The following is a 1,047-nucleotide window of genomic DNA, read 5'->3' as shown; positions in this document are numbered from 1 at the left end:
ATCCAGGGTGCGCCGGGCCTCGCGGCCCTCCTCGTCGAAGGCCGAGCGCACGCGGCCCAGGGGGTCGTGGGTGAAGCCCACCGTGAAGTTGTCGGGATTGGTGGTGGCGGTGAGGTTGCCCATCGCATCGTAGGCGAAGCGGGTGGCGAACCCGCCCGCATCGATGGCCAGGCGCTTGCGGTCGGCGGGCCCGTATTCCGCCGACCGGGAATCCACCAGCGTCGGGATGCCGTTGACATCCACGGTCAGGCGCTCGTGGACGGGGTTGCCATTGGCATCGAAGCGATACTCGCGGAGCTGCCCGAGCGCGTCCGTGGCGCGGGTCACCCGGTTCAGTGCGTCGTAGTGGATCTCGATGGGCTCGAAGCGGGCGTTGACGCCTTCGGTGAGGCGCCCGAGGGTGTCGAACACGAGCGGTGTCGTATCACAGGCGTCGTCGGCCACCAGCCCGTCGCCGTCCTTGTCGCCGCAGCGCTGGAGCTGGGTGGCGTAGCGCTGCTGGGCATCGAAGGTCCAGGTGCGGGTGAGGCCGCGGATGTTGGCGATGTCGCGGACCTGGGTACTGGAGGTCTTGTTGCCGACGCTGTCATAGCCGTGACGGGTCCAGGCCAGGACGTCGCTCGGGTGCAGCTCGGGCTGATACGTCGTCGGGTCGAGGCCCGCGCCGATGCCGGCGGCCAGGACAATCTCGTCGGTGACGTTGCCCGCACCGTCATACTTGACGAGCTGGACGTTGCCCCGGGCGTCCTGGACCGTGCCCGGCTGGCCGAAGGCCGTGAAGTCGCCGTACGCGACGGTGTTGCCGGAGGGGAGCGTGATGCGCGTGATGTTGCTGGCGGCGTCGTAGGCGTACTCGGTGCGGTTGCCCAGCGCATCCACCACTGCGGTGCGGTGGTAGGGGTCCTGGGGATCGGTGTACTCGTAGGTGGTCACGGCGCCGTCCGGGGCGATGACCTCGATGGGGTTGCCGTACTCGTTGAAGAAGGTGCGGGTGGTGAACCCGCGGGCATCGGTGACCAGGGTCTCGCGGCGGAAGTCGTTGTACTG

Annotated in this window: 1 protein-coding gene; it reads right to left on the bottom strand. The window is 68.7% G+C overall.

Translation table 11 applies throughout. From position 1 onward, the window contains the following. On the bottom strand, nt 1–1,047 hold a 1,047-nt coding region (locus tag CKO40_RS23750; RefSeq protein ID WP_200348930.1), incomplete at both ends, for an RHS repeat protein.

Origin of the sequence: Halochromatium glycolicum, from assembly GCF_016584085.1 — a bacterium.
Lineage (GTDB): Bacteria > Pseudomonadota > Gammaproteobacteria > Chromatiales > Chromatiaceae > Lamprobacter > Lamprobacter glycolicus.
The sequence above is the reverse complement of the archived record's forward strand: the minus strand, read 5'-3'. Positions and strand labels throughout refer to the sequence as shown.